The organism is Bradyrhizobium sp. LA6.1 (genome assembly GCF_040547805.1).
Lineage (GTDB): Bacteria > Pseudomonadota > Alphaproteobacteria > Rhizobiales > Xanthobacteraceae > Bradyrhizobium > Bradyrhizobium barranii.
This window is the reverse complement of sequence record NZ_JBEPQK010000004.1, coordinates 305,364-321,380: the sequence shown is the minus strand read 5'-3', so window position 1 is coordinate 321,380 and position 16,017 is coordinate 305,364. Positions and strand designations below refer to the sequence as shown.

Annotated in this window: 13 protein-coding genes; 8 read left to right on the top strand and 5 right to left on the bottom strand. The window is 65.1% G+C overall.

Annotated features, from left to right (window positions below):
- Positions 1-60 precede the first annotated feature (60 nt).
- The gene (locus ABIB99_RS12090) at positions 61-1,173 is read right to left on the bottom strand and encodes an AI-2E family transporter (protein WP_063980985.1); all 1,113 of its coding nucleotides are present in this window, start codon (positions 1,171-1,173) and stop codon (positions 61-63) included.
- A gap of 204 nt (positions 1,174-1,377) precedes the next feature.
- Here ABIB99_RS12090 and ABIB99_RS12085 point away from each other — a divergent pair, with 204 nt between their 5' ends.
- Together ABIB99_RS12085 and ABIB99_RS12080 are read left to right on the top strand one after the other, a co-directional pair.
- Positions 1,378-2,160: a L,D-transpeptidase gene (locus ABIB99_RS12085; protein ID WP_063986079.1), complete on the top strand. Its 783-nt coding sequence runs from the start codon at positions 1,378-1,380 to the stop codon at positions 2,158-2,160.
- A gap of 17 nt (positions 2,161-2,177) precedes the next feature.
- Entirely contained in the window at positions 2,178-2,831 is a 654-nt protein-coding gene (locus tag ABIB99_RS12080; RefSeq protein ID WP_063980986.1) for a DUF2865 domain-containing protein, read from the top strand.
- A gap of 222 nt (positions 2,832-3,053) precedes the next feature.
- On the opposite strand, the gene ABIB99_RS12075 is transcribed toward ABIB99_RS12080, so the two are convergent.
- The gene (locus ABIB99_RS12075; protein WP_063980987.1) at positions 3,054-5,147 is read right to left on the bottom strand and encodes a methyl-accepting chemotaxis protein; all 2,094 of its coding nucleotides are present in this window, start codon (positions 5,145-5,147) and stop codon (positions 3,054-3,056) included.
- A 272-nt stretch (positions 5,148-5,419) separates the two neighbouring features.
- On the opposite strand from ABIB99_RS12075, the gene ABIB99_RS12070 reads away from it, so the two are divergent.
- Positions 5,420-5,575, top strand: coding sequence for a Thivi_2564 family membrane protein (locus ABIB99_RS12070; protein WP_011084288.1), 156 nt, complete (start codon positions 5,420-5,422; stop codon positions 5,573-5,575).
- A gap of 158 nt (positions 5,576-5,733) precedes the next feature.
- Here the strand turns inward: ABIB99_RS12070 and ABIB99_RS12065 are convergent, their stop codons facing one another.
- The 3 genes from ABIB99_RS12065 to cysD all read right to left on the bottom strand — a co-directional run bounded on the left by ABIB99_RS12065 (position 5,734) and on the right by cysD (position 11,046).
- On the bottom strand, positions 5,734-7,899 hold the full coding sequence (locus ABIB99_RS12065; RefSeq protein WP_063980988.1) for a malate synthase G: 2,166 nt from the start codon (positions 7,897-7,899) through the stop codon (positions 5,734-5,736).
- A gap of 415 nt (positions 7,900-8,314) precedes the next feature.
- Entirely contained in the window at positions 8,315-10,231 is a 1,917-nt protein-coding gene (gene cysC, locus ABIB99_RS12060; protein ID WP_354175930.1) for an adenylyl-sulfate kinase, read from the bottom strand.
- 20 nt (positions 10,232-10,251) lie between these two features.
- Entirely contained in the window at positions 10,252-11,046 is a 795-nt protein-coding gene (gene cysD / locus ABIB99_RS12055; RefSeq protein ID WP_354175928.1) for a sulfate adenylyltransferase subunit CysD, read from the bottom strand.
- A gap of 236 nt (positions 11,047-11,282) precedes the next feature.
- On the opposite strand from cysD, the gene cysG reads away from it, so the two are divergent.
- The 5 genes from cysG to ABIB99_RS12030 are packed head-to-tail and all read left to right on the top strand — an operon-like array spanning position 11,283 to position 15,928.
- Positions 11,283-12,707: a siroheme synthase CysG gene (gene cysG, locus ABIB99_RS12050; RefSeq protein ID WP_354175926.1), complete on the top strand. Its 1,425-nt coding sequence runs from the start codon at positions 11,283-11,285 to the stop codon at positions 12,705-12,707.
- Positions 12,704-13,012: a DUF2849 domain-containing protein gene (locus ABIB99_RS12045; RefSeq protein ID WP_071916679.1), complete on the top strand. Its 309-nt coding sequence runs from the start codon at positions 12,704-12,706 to the stop codon at positions 13,010-13,012. The genes cysG and ABIB99_RS12045 overlap by 4 nt, the downstream gene beginning before the upstream one ends.
- A 30-nt stretch (positions 13,013-13,042) precedes the next feature.
- Positions 13,043-14,698: a nitrite/sulfite reductase gene (locus ABIB99_RS12040; RefSeq protein WP_063980993.1), complete on the top strand. Its 1,656-nt coding sequence runs from the start codon at positions 13,043-13,045 to the stop codon at positions 14,696-14,698.
- On the top strand, positions 14,685-15,200 hold the full coding sequence (locus ABIB99_RS12035) for a DUF934 domain-containing protein (protein WP_354175924.1): 516 nt from the start codon (positions 14,685-14,687) through the stop codon (positions 15,198-15,200). Before ABIB99_RS12040 ends, ABIB99_RS12035 begins: the two co-directional genes overlap by 14 nt.
- A complete protein-coding gene (locus ABIB99_RS12030; protein ID WP_231143916.1) occupies positions 15,197-15,928 on the top strand; it encodes a phosphoadenylyl-sulfate reductase in 732 nt (243 codons plus the stop codon). Before ABIB99_RS12035 ends, ABIB99_RS12030 begins: the two co-directional genes overlap by 4 nt.
- The last annotated feature ends 89 nt before the right edge of the window (positions 15,929-16,017 follow it).

Below are 16,017 nucleotides of genomic sequence, written 5' to 3'. Positions count from 1 at the left end.
TGGCGGCTGAGATAGCCGGAAAACGTTTCGTGCCCGGGTAAGTTCCGTTCGGGAAACCGGTCATGCCTGCGGCAGCTGCGGCGAATTCTCCGGCAGCAGATGCTCCTTCAGGATCAGCCCGACGATCAGGAGCGGCGACGACAGGAATGCGCCCATCGGCCCCCACAGCCAGGTCCAGAAGGCCAGCGCGATGAAGACGGCAAGCGCGTTCAGGGAAAGCCTGCGCCCGATGATGGTCGGCGTGACGAAGTGTCCTTCCAGGAAGGTGATGCCGCCGAAGGCGAGCCCCGCCATCAGTCCGCCGCCGATGGTCGGGAAGGCGACGAGCCCCACCACGACCAGGATGACGAACATCGCGACCGGTCCGATGATCGGGATGAAGTTGAGCGCCGCCGCAAGCGCGCCGAGCCCGGCCGGATTGGGCATGCCGGTGACGGCGCAGATGAGACCGGTTGCGATACCCACGCCGACATTGATCAGCGTCACCGTCAAAAGATAGTTGCCGAGATGGACCTCGATCTCGTTGAGGATCCGCAGCGTGCGCAGCCGCGAATCGCGATCGCCGAAATTCATGATCAGCGCCCGCCGCAGGTCGCGCCAGCTCGCGATGAACAGGATCAGCGTGGCGAAGAACAGCAGGAATTCGGCGAAGGTCGGCGACAGGAATTCCAGCGTCGGTTGCACCCATTCGGTTTTCGGCAGCGGAAGGCTAGGCAGCCCCTCCGAGCCGCCCACCATCGTCTGCAATTCCTTCCACAGCGCCAGCGGCCGGTCGAAGACGTGCATCTTCTCCTTCAACTGCGCGCCCAATTCCGGCAGGCGCGAGCTCCACTCCATCGCTGGCACGGCAATCAGCGCGACGACGAAGGCGACCACCGTCGTCACCGCGATCACGATCAGCACGGCGCCGAAGGCGCGCGGCACATGCCGCCGCTCGAGAAAGCTCGCGGCCGGCGACAACATGGTGCCGGCGACGACCGCCATCACGACCGGGAGGAAGAATGCCCTGGCGACGTAGAGCACGGCGACCACGGCAATCAGGAACAGACCGGCGAGCGCAAAGGCGACGAACTCGGTGCGGCGGATCACCGGCGGCAGCTCGACATGGCTGTCGGGAAGCGGGGCGCCCTCGTTATTGCCGGAAATCAGACGTTCAGTGGGAAGGACGCGCACAATATCTCCTCCCGCACGGAAGCCTCCGCGCGCCCATTGTTGGCAGTAGAACGTCCGGGCGGACGTTCCGGTTCCATCGCGGTTTCGTGAAGTTTTGCTCGCTTGACTGTGACCTCGCCGCCGCAGCGAGCGGTGGAACTTGAGTCGGTCCAGCTGCGTTTGTTGGGAGCCGCATCACCTGATGCACATCCAATGGGGCAGCACATGACAAGGTTCTCTCCAGTCCGTCGCCGCTTCTCGCTGCGCGCCACCACCGCCATTGCCTTCGCGACAGCATTGCTGACCGTGCCCTTCGCGGCACAGGCCCAGACGCTCGGCTACGCGCCGATGCAGCCGCAGGGATATCCGCAGGACCCGAGCTATTCGCGGGGTTATGTCAACGCGGCGCCGCAGGCCGCCGACGAGGATGCCGCGCTGCCCGACCGGCTGCGCAAGCAGATCGTCAGCTTCGACCGGAACGAGCCGGCCGGGACCATCGTCATCGATACCGGCAACACTTACCTCTATTACGTGCTCGGCAATGGCCGCGCGATCCGTTACGGCGTCGGCGTCGGCCGACAAGGTTTCACCTGGGCCGGCGTGCAGAGCGTCAGTCGCAAGGCCGAGTGGCCGGACTGGCATCCGCCGGCCGAGATGATCGCGCGTCAGCCTTATCTGCCGCGCTTCGTCGCCGGCGGTCCCGGCAATCCGCTCGGCGCTCGCGCGATGTATCTCGGCTCGAGCGAATACCGCATCCATGGCACGAACGATCCCACCACGATCGGCAAGTTCGTGTCCTCCGGTTGCATTCGCATGACCAACGAGGACGTCACGGACCTGTTCAGCCGCGTCAATGTCGGCGCCAAGGTGGTGGTGCTGCCGAAGAACGCGCCGCTGATGGCCAAGGGATACGACAAGGGCGGCGACCCCGTACGCAAGCGCCCGCCGGTGACGACGCTGCCTTCGGGACGGCAGGCGCTGAACATCACGACGTCGGCAGTGAACTGAGAGTTGAGCGAGGTCATATGAAGAGACGTTCGATCGGCAAACTGGCCGGTGGCGCGGCGGCGTGCTTCGCCGTCGCCTCGCTCGGCCTCGCGTTGACGCCGTCGGCGCATGCGGAAGACTTCTTCTCGGCGCTGTTCGGCGGCTTCCGCGCGCGCTCCGCGCCGGAGATCCGCATGCCGTTCCCGACCGATGACATGCCGCGCTACGACACGCCGCGCCAGCGGGCCTCTTATGGCGGCGGCATCGCCTATTGCGTGCGCGGTTGCGATGGCCGCTACTTCCCGGCGCAAGGAAACGACGCCGAAAGCAAGGCGAAATCCTGCAAAAGCTTCTGCCCGACGTCCGAAACCTCGCTGGTCTATGGCAGCAACATCGACGACGCCACGACGGACAAGGGAAAATCCTATTCCGACCTGCCCAACGCGTTCCGCTTCCGCAACGAGATCGTCGCGGGCTGCACGTGCAACGGCAAGGATCCGGTCGGACTTGCCCAGGTCAAGGTCGAGGACGATCCGACCTTGCGCAAGGGTGACATCGTCGCGGGCAGCGATGGCCTGGTGGTCGCCAACCGCAACGCCAACGACCGCCGTGGCGTCGCGATGAATTTTTCGCCGCTGCCGGAGTCGGTGCGCGCCAGGTTCCGCCAGGTGCCGGTGGTCGCGAAGGAGTAGGGGCGGTGCGGCCTCAAGTGGGTTGCGGCGCTAGCGCCTCGATCTCCACTGTCGTCCCGGACAAGCGGAGCGCAGATCCGGGATCCATAACTACAGGAAGCGGTTTGACGAAGGCACGTGGTTAGCAGCTCGCGCGACAACTTCTCCCTGTGGTTATGGGTCCCGGCGTTCGCCGGGACGACACTGAAGGTGTAGCGGCAGCTTTCTATCCAATCCGCAGTCCTACGCCGCGCGGATTTTCCCCAGGAAGTCGCTGACCTGCTGGCCGAGCTGGCGGCTCTGGGTTTCCAGCGTTTCCGAGGCCTGCTTGACGTTGTCCGCCGCACCGGCGGCAGCATCCGCGTCGGCCTTCACGCCGGTGATGTTGTCCGACACGTTCCTGGTGCCCTGCGCCGCAAATTGCGTGCTGCGCGTGATCTCCTGGGTCGCCGCGCCCTGCTCCTGTACGGCGGCGGCGATCGCGGTGGCGACCTCGTTCACTTCGCCGATGATGCCACCGATGGTCTGGATCGCGTTGATGGCGTCGCTCGCCACCCTCTGGATGTCGGCGATCTGCCCGGAGATTTCCTCGGTGGCTTTGGCGGTCTGGCTCGCCAGCGATTTCACCTCGGAGGCCACGACCGCGAAACCGCGCCCGGCTTCGCCCGCACGTGCGGCCTCGATCGTCGCGTTGAGCGCGAGCAGATTGGTCTGCGCCGCGATGGTGTTGATCAGGCCGACGACCTCGCCGATGCGTCCTGCGGACTGCGCCAGCCCTTGCACCGTGCCGTCGGTCTCGCGGGCCTGGTTGACGGCGCGGCTGGCAATGCCCGCGGCGTGCGCCGCCTGCTGGCTGATGTCGTTGATCGAGGCGGAGAGCTCCTCGGCGGCGGCGGCGACGCTGTCGACGCTCATGGAGGCGTCGTTGGAGGCCTTGCCGGCGACCTGGACGCGGTCGTTGGTCTGGCGCGACACCGCGGAGAGATCACCCGAGGTCTTGCGCATCTCGCCGGACGCCTCGCTCAGTTCGCCGAGCGTCTTGCGCACCGCGCCCTCGAACTCGCCGACATAGGTCTCGACGGCGCGCTGGCGCGCGGCCGCGCCGACATTGCGCTCGCGCTCCTGCGCCTCGATCTTGAGCTTCTCGGTCGCCTGCTGCTTGAAGGTTTCCAGCGCGCCGGCAAGCGCGCCGATCTCGTCCTGGCGGTCGAGATAGCCGCTGTCGACGGCGAGGTCGCCGCCGGCGACCTTGAGCATGGCGTCGCGGATGGTGTTGAGGGGATGGATGACGCGGCGGCTGACCAGCATGACCGCGCCGACGGCGAGGCCGATGGCGAGCGCCAGGAGTGCAAGCTGCACGATCAGCGCGCGCTGTGCGGTACTGCGCTGCTCCTGCGTGTAGCTCCGGGCGGCGTCGAGCGCGGCTTCGGCCACCGCGACCGCACTGGCCATACGGCCGACCGTGAGCGGGCTCCACTGGTTGGCCGTCAGCTCGGCCTTCTCACCCTTGACCAGGGTGTCCGCGAGACGGTCGCGCAGGGTGAGATATTGCGGCTCGAAATAAGCGGTCTTGGCCGTGGTCATGGCCGAGGCGAGCGCGGGCGGCAATTGCATGCCCGAGGTCGACAATTCCAGCGCTTTCCACATCGCGGCCGTACCGCCGACAAATTGGGTATAGTTGTAGCGGCCCTCCGGCGAGATCTTGCCGGCCGCAAGTCCGGTCGAGACGATCAGTGAGGCCTCGCCCGCGGTGTTGCGGAGCAGCCAGGCGCTCTGCTTGATCGACAGCAGCTGGTCGATCACGGCATCCTGGTGGTTGACGGTGGCGGCGAGGACGCCCGAGAGCTTGTCGAGCACGTCGAGCAGCCCCTGCGTCGTCTCCATGTATTCCTTGGTCAGGCCGGCGCGGCGCTGGTCCTTCGGTTTGGCAACATCCTCCCAGAACTGCTTCTGCTCTTCGCCCAGCAGCTTGTAGAGCCGCGCGAGCTCAGGCACCAGCGCGCCCGATTGCGGGAAGTCGATGCTCGGCAGCAGCTCGAGCGCGCGGGCCATCGCCGGCATCTGGGCATCGCGCAGCGCGCGCAGATATCTCTCGATCTCGGAGTCCATCGGCTCGGTCGCGTTCAGCAGCCGGGACGTGGTCGAGCGGTCGGTGCGCAGATTGTGCATCGCCTTGAACAGATCGGCGGAGGCGTCGGCGATCTGCGAGATGCGGTTAGCGGTCTTGAGGCGGTCCCAGGAGGCGTAGGCGGTGAGCGAGAGCGCAATCACCACGCAGACCGAGGTGATGGCGATCACCGCCTTCAGCAGCGCGGACACGGTCAGACGATTCAGCATCGAAGCCCCCTAAAATTCCCATTGCAAAGTTCGTCGAGACGCCCCGGCAACATCAAAACGGAGGGGCAGGCAGATCGGCAATCGCATGCCGTTTGCGGCGCATCACCCAAACGGTTTCTGCATCTGAAACGAAAAGGGTAAAGTTTTAGGCAGGCCGGCTGATCGTAGAAGTACGTATTTACTAGAAGTTGCAGTGGGTTGCCGTGATGGAACCTGCGCGGGAGATAGGCGTTAGAACACCGTAGCAATTTGCCTGAAGGGGGGTCCTTGCGATGCTGGTCGGCGTACTCGTCACCTTTCTCGTCGTCATTCTCGTGCTCTATCTCATCAACATGCTGCCCATGGACGGTCGCGCCAAGCAAATCGCGCGTGTGGTCGTCATCATCATCGGCGTCGTGTCGCTGCTGAAATATCTGACGGTGTTTTAGCGGGGTAGGGCGTGTAGCCCGGATGGAGCGCAGCGAAATCCGGGGGCCTGCCCCAAGCAACGCCGGTCCCGGATTGCGCTTCGCTCCATCCGGGCTACGGCCCGAAAACAAAAAAGCCCCGGCGCGAGCCGGGGCTTTGGTGTTTGAATGACCGGGCTCTAGCCCGCAGCCTTGGCCTCGCGGCGGCGGGCGGTGAGGATGTACTCGGTGTAGCCGTTCGGCTGCTCGCGCCCCTTGAAGATCAGGTCGCAGGCCGCCTTGAACGCGACACCGTCGAAGGCGGGCGCCATCGGCTTGTAGATCGCATCGCCGGCGTTCTGCTTGTCGACCACGACGGCCATGCGCTTGAGCGATTCCATCACCTGCGCCTCGGTGATCACGCCCTGATGCAGCCAGTTGGCGAGATGCTGGCTGGAGATGCGCAAGGTGGCGCGGTCTTCCATCAGGCCGACATCGTGGATATCAGGCACCTTGGAGCAGCCGACGCCCTGGTCGATCCAGCGCACGACATAGCCGAGGATGCCCTGGCAGTTGTTGTCGATCTCCTGCTTGACGTCGTCGGGCGCCCAGTTCGACTTCGACACCGGAATGGTGAGGATGTCGGACAGCTTCGCGCGCGGACCGCCCTTGGTCAGCTCCTGCTGACGCGCGGTGACGTTGACCTGGTGATAGTGCAGGGCGTGCAGCGTTGCCGCCGTCGGCGAGGGCACCCAGGCGGTGGTGGCGCCGGCCTGCGGATGCGCCAGCTTCTGTTGCAGCATGTCCGCCATCTTGTCGGGCGCGGCCCACATGCCCTTGCCGATCTGGGCATGGCCGGGCAGGCCGTCGATCAGGCCCATGTCGACGTTCCAGTCCTCATAGGCCTTGATCCAGGCCTGCGCCTTCATCTCGTTCTTGCGGATCATCGGACCCGCTTCCATCGAGGTGTGGATCTCGTCGCCGGTGCGGTCGAGGAAGCCGGTGTTGATGAACATGATGCGCTTGGAGGCGCGTTGGATGCAGGCCTTGAGGTTGACGGTGGTGCGCCGCTCCTCGTCCATGATGCCGACCTTGAGCGTGTTCTCGGGCAGCGACAGCATCTTCTCGACGCGGTCAAAAATCTCGCAGGTCAGCGACACCTCATCCGGGCCGTGCATCTTCGGCTTGACGATATAGGCAGATCCGGTGCGGCTGTTCTTGACCTTGGAGTTGCCCTTGATGTCGTGAATCGCAAGAAGCCCCGAGACGGCGGCGTCGAGCAGGCCTTCCGGAATTTCCTCGTCCTTCTCGTCCAGCACCGCGTCGGTGAACATGTGGTGACCGCAATTGCGCATCAGCAGCAGGCTGCGGCCATGCAGCTTCACTTCGCCCTTGCCGTCCGGCGTCTTGTAGCTGCGGTCACTGTTGAGCGAACGGGTCAGCGTCTTGCCGCCCTTCTCGAAATCGGCCGAGAGCGTGCCGTTCATCAGGCCAAGCGTGTTGCGATAGACCAGCACCTTGTCCTCGGCATCGACCGCGGCGACCGAGTCTTCCATGTCGAGGATGGTCGAGACCGCGGACTCCATGATCATATCGGCGACGCCGGCGGGATCGTCCTTGCCGATCACGCTGCTGCGGTCGATCTTGACCTCGACGTGCAGGCCGTTGTTGGCGAGCAGCACCGCGGACGGCGCGGCGGCATCACCCTGGAAGCCCGCGAATTGCGCGGCGTTCTTCAGCGCGGTGGCATTGCCGCTCTTCAGCTTCACCGCGAGCTGGCCCGCGACGACGCTATAGGCGGTGACGTCGGTGTGGCTGCCGGTCGCCAGCGGCACGGCGGCATCGAGGAACGCCTTGGCCTTGGCGATCACCTTGTCGCCGCGCGCCTTGTTGTAACCTTTGCCGCTCTCGGCAGCGTCGTGCGGGATCGCGTCGGTGCCGTAGAAGGCATCATAGAGCGAGCCCCAGCGCGCGTTCGCCGCGTTCAGCGCATAGCGTGCGTTGGTGAGAGGCACGACGAGCTGCGGGCCGCAGATCTTGCCGATTTCTTCATCGACATTGGCGGTCTCGACCTTCTGCGTCGCCGGCTCCGGGACGAGATAGCCGATCTCCTTCAGGAACGCGGTATAGGCATCGAGGTCGAACGCCTTGCCCTTGTTGGCGCGGTGCCAGTCGTCGATCTTGGCCTGCAGCGTGTCGCGCACCGCCAGCAGCGCGCGGTTCTTCGGCCCCAGATCCTTGATGATGGCGGCGACCCCGGCCCAGAACGCATCCGGCGCGATCCCCGTTTTCGGGGCCGCTTCCTTGGCGATGAAGTCAAACAGGACGGGAGCGATCTTCAATCCGTGGGCGTCGACGCGTTTCATGATGGGCTTTCTTGTTGGAAATGGCTGTTTTTTGGCTGCTTTTGACCCGACAGCAGCAAAATGCGCCCATAAGGGGCGGCTTTCAGGGCCTATTAGCCCCAAAATCGGGGCCGTGAGAAGGCCTCCAAAAGTTGTCAAAATGTCAAGGCGAGGTGTGGGAGGCAGCTCGTTTTACAAGCGCTTGAGCCCGGCTTAGCGCCACGCGCACAACTGCGCTCCCTCCCCCCCTTGCGGGGGAGGGCGGGGGAGAGGGGTAGCCCAGGAAAAGGTGTGCCTGAATTCGACGGAGCGGAATGCTCTTAGTGATGGAGAGAGTCCCCGTGTGGACCCTCTCCCTAACCCTCCCCCGCAAGGGGGGAGGGAACGCAATGCATACGCGGTGGCAGTGGGCACACCAGCTCGAAAGAGCGCGCGCTCAAATATTCGCGGCGAGGTCCACGAGCTCGTCGAACAGCACGCCGGTGGTCTTCAGCATCCGTTCGATCTCGTCAGCAGCGTCCGCAACCGTGCGGGCCGACGTGTCGATCACGAGCTCGGCAGCCTCGGGTCGCTCGTAGTCGTTGCCGATGCCGGTGAACGACGCCAGCGCGCCGGCGCGGGCCTTCTTGTAATGGCCCTTGGGATCGCGATCCTCGCAGACCTCTGCCGGCGTCGCGACGTGGATCTCGCGGAACGCGGTGTCGGCGATGCGGCGCGCGGTCGCGCGGTCCTCGCGGGCCGGCGAGACGGCGGCGACGATCGCGATGTGGCCGTTGCGGGCGAGATGGGTCGCGACCTCGGCGAGGCGGCGGATGTTCTCGCTGCGGTCGGCGGCGGAGAATCCGAGATCGTTGTTGAGCCCGGCGCGCAACGTGTCGCCGTCGAGCAGGATCGGCGAGCCGCCATTGGTGAACAGCCGACGTTCCAGCGCCTTCGCCAGCGTCGACTTGCCGGACGCCGGCAGGCCGGTGAGCCAGACCACGGCGCCGTTGTGGCGGTAGCGCGCGGAGCGTTCGTCGGGCCGCAGCGCCGATTCCACCGGCACGATGTCGACCGGCACGGCGCGCTGGCCGGCATCGACCGACAGCACGAGACCACCGCCGGCGATGCGCCCCGAGACTTCGATCACGAGACGACCGGTGCGCGGATTCTCGGTGTAGGGATCGGCGGCAATCGGGCTCGAAAGGGAAATGTCGATCTCGCCGACATGGTTGCGGCCGATCGCCTTGTTCTCGACGCTCGACAGCTCGCCGGGATCGACCGCCTTCTCGATGGCGACGACGGTGGCGCGGCTTTCCTTCGGGCCGCAGCGGACCAGCAGCTGGTCGCCCTTGGCGAGCGGCTTGTCGTGCAGCCAGAAGATCCGCGCGCGCAGACGGCGGGTCTCGCGCGGTGCGGAGCCGACATGCGCGACGATGTCGCCGCGCTCGATGAACAATTCGCGATCGAGCGTGATGCCGACCGAGCGCCCCGCGCCCTGCCGTCCCGCGACCGGCGTTACCGGCCAGCTTTCAACCGTCTTGATCCTGGCGATCTTGCCGGCCGGCATGATCACGATCTCGTCGCCGGCAATGAGGCTGCCGGATTCGATGCGGCCCGCGACGATGCGGCGGTCGTCGAACTTGTAGATCGCCTGCACCGGCAGGCGCAGGGCGAGGGCTTCCAGCGGACGCGCCGGCTCGAGCTGGTCCAGCGCCTCGACCACGGTCGGACCCTTGTACCAGCGGATGCGGTCGGTGCGCTCCGCGACGCCGTCGCCGTCGCGGGCCGAGATCGGGATCACCGCCGTCGGCGTCACGCCGAGGCCCTGCAGATGCGCCGAGATCTCGTCGCTGATTTCCTTGAAGCGATCCGCGGAGAAATCGACGCGGTCCATCTTGTTGACGACGATCGCGACCTGCTTCACGCCGAGCAGGTGCAGGAGATAGCCGTGCCGACGGGTCTGGTCACGCACGCCTTCGAGCGCGTCGATGATCAGCACGGCGCCGTCGGCCTGCGAGGCGCCGGTGATCATGTTGCGCAGGAATTCGGCATGGCCGGGCGCGTCGATCAGCACGATGTCGCGCGAATTGGTGCGGAAGCGGATCTGCGTGGTGTCGATGGTGATGCCCTGGTCGCGCTCGGTCTGGAGCGCGTCGAGCAGGAACGACCATTCGAACGGCATGCCGCGCCGCGCGCTGACGGCTTTCAGCATCTCGAGCTTGCCGTCGGGCAGGCTGCCGGTCTCGTGCAGCAGGCGCCCGACCAGCGTCGACTTGCCGTGGTCGACATGGCCGACGATGACGATGCGGACCTGCGGACGCGTGGTGCCGTTCGGAGTTGCGGGCGAAGCGGGGGTGACGATCATGTTCATAGCCGCGTTGCGTCCTTGAATCAGAGATAGCCGGCGACGCGCAGACGCTCGAAGGCGTCCTCGGTCTCGTGGTCGAGCGCACGGCCGGCGCGTTCCGGCACCTTGGTCTGCTCGAGCTCGGCCAGGATCTCGTCGATGGTCGACGCGGTTGACGCGACCGGATTGGTGATGTCCTGATCGCCCAGCGAGCGATAGCGCTTGCCGTCCTTGGCAAGATACAGCGGGATGATCGGAATGTTCTCGCGCTTGGTGTAGGCCCAGATGTCGGCCTCGGTCCAATGCAGGATCGGATGGATGCGCAAATGCGCGCCTTGCGGCGGCGAGGCGTTGAAATGGTCCCAGAACTCCGGCGGCTGATCGCGCACGTCCCAATTGCCTTCGAGCCCGCGCGGCGAGAACACGCGCTCCTTGGCGCGCGTCGCCTCTTCGTCGCGGCGGATGCCGGCGATCAGGCCGTCAAAACCGTATTTGCCGAGTGCCATCTTGAGGCCCTCGGTCTTGCGCGCGGCGGAACGGGCGGCCGGCGGCAGTGTTGGATCGACGGCATCGATCGGCGGGCAGGGCTCGACGCGCAAATCGAGATCCCACTCTTTTCCGTAGTGGTCGCGGAAGCGGTACATCTCCGGAAACTTCTTGCCGGTATCGACGTGGAGGGCAGGGAACGGCAGCCGGCCGAAGAACGCCTTGCGCGCCAGCCAGATCATGACGTTGGAGTCCTTGCCGAGCGACCACAGCAGGGCGATCTTCTTCAGGCGGCCAAAGGCCTCGCGAAAAATGTAGATGCTCTGCGCCTCGAGCTGGTCCAAATGGTCCATGCTGGGGGCGGTCAGCCCGACGGGAATTTGCTCGGAAACGGGAGCCCGGAAGTCCCGTCCATCTGCACCGGAATCGGTCCTGAGAAGATGCATCTCTGCCACTTTGCGTTTGGAGGCGAATTTTCTATAGTTGCGGTGCAGAAGAGAAGAAAAAATTTTCTCTTTGCGCGCTCGAAACGACACATATATAGAAAATAATTCCAGTCAACCCCGGATGTGGGGGAAGCGAGTATCGCATGCGGTTCTTGCCGGTGTTCCTCGATCTCAAGGCCGGTCCGGTGATCCTCATCGGCGCGGGTGAGCTTTTGCGCGCCAAACTGCGCGTGCTCGCTGCTGCCGGTGCGCGCATCCGCGTGCATGCGATCGACGGCAATCAGGACCTGAGCCTCAGTTCCGAAGACGCTGCGCGGGTTGAAATCGCCACTGGCGATCCGCTCACCGCCGATCTCTCGGGCGTCATTGCCATCGTTTGCGCCGGCGCGGGCGATGTCGGCGTTGCCATGTCGGCGCGCGCCAAGGCGCTCGGCCTGCCCGTCAACGTCATGGACGATCTCGAACATTCCAGCTTCATCTTTCCGGCGATCGTCGATCGCGGCGACGTGGTGGTCGCGGTCGGCACCGGCGGCACCTCGCCCGTGGTGGCGCGGCGCGTGCGCGAGAAGATCGAGGCGCTGCTGCCGGCCCGCATCGGCGAGCTTGCCGAGTTCATCGGCGGCTTCCGCAAATCCATCAACGAGCGCATCGCCGAGTTTCCGCTGCGCCGCCGCTTCTGGGAGCGCGTCATCGACGGTCCGATCGGCGCGTCTGTGCTCGCGGGCCGCAAGGGCGAGGCCGACGCCGCGATCAGGGCGATCTCCGATCCGTCCGCATTCGCGCGTGCCGACAAGCCGGAAGGCTCGGTCGCGCTGGTCGGCGCCGGGCCCGGCGACCCCGACCTTCTCACCATCAAGGCGCTGCGCGCGCTCCAGGATGCCGACATCGTCTTTCATGACGAACTGGTCTCGGGCGAAATTCTCGACCGCATCCGCCGCGACACCACGCGCGTTCCGGTCGGCCGGCGCGTCGGCAAGCCCGGCATCGGCCAGGACGCCATCAACAAGCGCATGATCGAGGCCGCGCAATCCGGCCAGCGCGTGGTGCGGCTGAAGGGCGGCGACCCCTTCGTGTTCGGCCGCGGCGGCGAAGAGGTGGAAGCGCTGCGCGCGGCTGGTATCGCCTATTCGATCATTCCCGGCATCACTGCCGGGCTCGGCGGCGCCGCCGATTTCGAGGTGCCGCTCACCTATCGTCATGAGGCGACCCGCATCACCTTCCTCACCGCGCACAAGGCGCGCGATGCCGAGAACGTGGACTGGTCGACGCTGACCGACACCAAAATGACCGTCGTGGTCTACATGGGCATGACCGCTGCCCCCGCGATCCGCGAAGGTTTGTTCGCGGCCGGCCGTTCGCCGGAGACGCCGGTCGGCGTGTTCGCCCGCGTCACGCGGCCGGACGCACAAGGTGCGATCGGCACGCTGCGCGACCTGCCCGAACTCGTGCGGCGGACCCATGGCGGTCCCGCCATCCTCATCATCGGCGACGTGGTCCGGCATGCCGGCTCGCTTCGTCGCGAAACACCCAAACAAATCATCTCTGACCTCCTGGATGCTGCCGAATGACCTCTCCCTTGCAAAAGAAACTTAAAATCAGCGATTCCTCCGTCGTGACCGCCAACCGTACCTGGGATGGCGTCGTCGTCTACCGCACCGCTGCCAAGGGCTGGTCGGCTGACCTCGCAGACGCCGCGATCGTGCGAAACTCCGATGAGGCGAAAGCGTTGCTCGCCGAGGCCGTGGCCGATGACGTCGGCGCGATTGGTCCCTATATCGCTCCGGTCCAGATCGGCGAGGACGGCAAGATCGTGCCCGGAAATCTGCGCGAGCAGATCCGCCGCGATGGCGTGACCATCGACTTGCCGGTTTAATCGCAGGTCGGGCTGTAAGGCACTTTAATCATGTACGCTTACGACGAAATCGATCGCACGCTGGTCAACGAGCGCGTCTCGGAATTCCGCGACCAGGTGCAACGCCGTCTCTCGGGCGAGTTGACCGAGGACGAATTCAAGATGCTGCGCTTGCAGAACGGCGTCTATCTGCAACTGCACGCCTACATGTTCCGCGTCGCGATTCCCTACGGAACGCTGGCGTCGAACCAGTTGCGGCAGCTTGCCCATGTCGCGCGCAAATATGACCGCGGCTACGGCCATTTCACCACGCGCCAGAACATCCAGTTCAACTGGATCAAGCTTTCGGACCTGCCGGATGCGCTGGCCGATCTTGCCGAGGTCGGCATCCACGCGATGCAGACCTCCGGCAACAACATGCGCAACGTCACCTCGGATCAGTGGGCCGGCGTCGCGCCGGGCGAGATCGAGGATCCCCGCATCTGGTCGGAGCTGATCCGCCAGCACACTACGTTGCATCCGGAATTCTCGTTCCTGCCGCGCAAGTTCAAGATCGCGATCACCGCGTCGGATCACGACCGCGCTGCGATCAAGGTCCACGACATCGGCCTGCGGCTGATCAAGAACGAGAAGGGCGAAACCGGCTTCGAGGTGCTCGTCGGCGGCGGTCTCGGCCGCACGCCGTTCATCGGCAAGACCATCAAGCACTTCGTCCACGGCCGCGATCTCCTGAGCTATATCGAGGCGATCCTGCGCGTCTACAACCAGTACGGACGCCGCGACAATATCTACAAGGCGCGCATCAAGATCCTGGTGCACGAGCTCGGCATCGAGAAGTTCTCCCGCGAGGTCGAGGAGGAGTGGCAGCATATCCGCAACTCCTCGCTTCAGATCGACGACGAGGTGATCGAGGACATCCGCTCGCGCTTCATCTATCCGGCTTATGAGAAGCTGCCGCACATGCCGGACGAGCTGCGCCAGGCCGCGGCCGATCCCGATTTCGAGGCGTGGCGCAAGAACTCGGTCGCCGCGCACAAGAACCCGGGCTACTCCATCGTCACGATCTCGCTGAAGCCGATCGGCGCGCCTCCGGGCGATGCCACCGCCGAGCAGATGGATGCGCTGGCCGATCTCGCCGACAAATATTCCTTCGGCGAGATCCGCGTCGGTCATGAGCAGAATTTGGCGCTGCCGCATGTTGCCAAGCGCGACCTGCCGGCGCTGTGGAAGGCGCTCGACAAGCTTGGGCTGGCGACGCCGAACGTCAACCTGATCACCGACATCATCGCCTGCCCGGGGCTCGACTATTGCTCGTTGGCCAATGCGCGCTCGATCCCGATCGCGCAGGAGCTGACGCGGCGCTTTGCCAACCATGAGCTCGCCAATCTGATCGGGCGGCTGCATATCAACATCTCCGGCTGCATCAATGCCTGCGGCCATCATCATGTTGGCCATATCGGCATTCTCGGTGTCGAGAAGAACGGCGAGGAGGTCTACCAGATCACCATCGGCGGCCGTGCCGACGAGAGCGCCGCGCTTGGCAATCTGATCGGCCCCGGCGTCAAGTTTGACGAGGTCGCTGACGTCGTCGAGGACATCGTGGAAGCCTATCTGGCGCTGCGCGAGCGGCCGGAGGAGCTGTTCGTCGACACGGTGAAGCGCCTCGGCGTCGAACCCTTCAAGGAGCGCGTCTATGCCACTCGTTAACGGCGGAAAAATCGCCGACGACAGCTTCGTCAAGCTTGCCGTCGACACGCCGCTGCCCGAGGGCGGCGACATCCTGGTGCCGGCCGAGCGCTTCCTCAGCGATGCGGACGCGCTGCTCAAGCGCGGCGGCAAGGTCGGCGTGATCTGGCCGAATAATCGCGATATCGCCGAGCTCGTGCCCTATCTCGGCAAGATCGCCGTCGTCGCATTGGTGTTCCCGAGCTTCCGCGATGGCCGCGCCTACAGCCAGGCGCGCCTGCTGCGCGAGCGCTATAATTATCGCGGCGATTTGCGTGCCACCGGCCAGGTGTTGCGCGATCAGTTCGTGTTCATGCTGCGTGCCGGCTTCGATTCCTTCGAGGTCAAGAAGCAGGCCGACGCGGAAGCCTTCATGCAGACGGCGAAGCGCTATTCGGTGTTCTATCAGCCGACCGGCGACGGCCGCATCACGGCGCTGCACCGACGCATGCAGCTGCGTCACTCCGAGGGTGTCGGCAGGTGAACGCAATCGCGCCCCAGGTCGCTTCGGTGTCCGCGTCTGCGCTGCCCTCGGCGGAGGAGCTCGATCGCGCGCTGCGCGATGCTTCGCCTGCGGAAGTCATCGCCGCGGCGTTGAAGGCGGTCGGGCGCGAGAAGCTTGCGCTGGTGTCGTCCTTCGGCACGGAATCGGCGACGCTGCTGAAGGTCATGGCCGACGTCGATCCGGCGATCCCCGTGATCTTCCTCGACACCGGCTGGCTGTTCGAGGAGACGCTGGCCTATCGTGACACGCTGATCGCGGAACTCGGCTTGAAGGACGTCCGCTCGATCAGGCCTGCCGAGGAGACGCTGTCGCGCGAAGATCCCGACCGCGACCTCTGGTTCTCCGATCCAGACGCCTGCTGCCGCATCCGCAAGGTCGAGCCGCTGGCGCGTGCGCTGAAGCCGTTCGATGCGTGGCTCAATGGCCGCAAGCGCTTTCAGGGCAATGCGCGCACCGACATTCCGGTGGTCGAGGACGATGGCGCGCGGTTGAAATTCAACCCCTTCGCCAATGTCTCGCGCGAGGAACTCGAAGCCATTTTCGTCCGCGCCAAATTGCCGCGTCATCCGCTGGTGGAGTCCGGTTTCCTGTCGGTTGGGTGTATGCCTTGCACCAGCAGAACGGCCGAGGGCGAGGATGCACGCGCCGGTCGCTGGCGCGGCCGAGCCAAGACAGAATGCGGCATCCACACGATGAAGACTTCGTAGCACAGTCGAGCTGTCCGGCTACGAACAAGAAAATCCGGTTCCGTTGACTTGAGAGCGTTTCGCCCCGAGTTATGCCCGCGTGCCATCGA